The following is a 639-nucleotide window of genomic DNA, read 5'->3' as shown; positions in this document are numbered from 1 at the left end:
TTGCGCCGGAGCTATTCCTTGCCTTACGGATTCAGCCAACGCGAACAGCGACATCGCCCATAAGCCAAACAGCGACCAGGTGATTTCGAGTTTGGCGTTTTCGGCCTCGCGAGAGAGGAGCTTTCGGCGGCGGAAGGTTTGCTTGAGATGGCGATAAAATAGCTCGATGCCCCATCGCCGTGCGTACAGTTCGATCACCTGACGATCACTCAGTTCCCGCGGCGAACGGATGTTGGTAACCAGATAGACAGGCTGCTTGCCGTCCGAAGCGACCACCAGGCGCAGCACGAGCGGGTGGTTACCTCGCTTGGTTTCCCGATCGGGCCACAGATAGACGGTGCCGACCGACTCCCGGGCGTAGCCCAGCTTCTTTAGTAGTCGCACGTTCGCGCCCACCCGTAACAGGGCGTGCCGTCCACTATCCACGATCGCTTGTAGCCCTTCGTAGCCCACAAATCCGCCGTCGGCCGTCACCAGGGCTTTGGCAGGTAAACCGGCGAGCATCTGGCGCAGGTGAGCCCGTTCGCTGCTGTCACCCGGTCCGACCCGCCAGTCCCACGGCAATCCCGTACCAATGTGCCACATCGTCGTCAGCCACAGTTGGGGCGAGTTGACTTTCTTTGCGTCCTTCGTCTGCCG

The 639-nt window shown here is 60.7% G+C and carries 1 protein-coding gene; it reads right to left on the bottom strand.

Annotation, left to right across the window (positions count from 1 at the left end; all coding sequences use genetic code 11):
- Nucleotides 1–594 (bottom strand): transposase (locus tag NG895_RS13025; protein ID WP_341871456.1); only part of this gene is annotated, 594 nt, incomplete at its 3' end.
- Between the last annotated feature and the right edge of the window lie 45 nt (nt 595–639).

It is taken from the genome of Aeoliella straminimaris (genome assembly GCF_024054565.1).
GTDB lineage: Bacteria > Planctomycetota > Planctomycetia > Pirellulales > Lacipirellulaceae > Aeoliella > Aeoliella straminimaris.
This window is presented reverse-complemented; position numbering and strand designations above follow the sequence as displayed.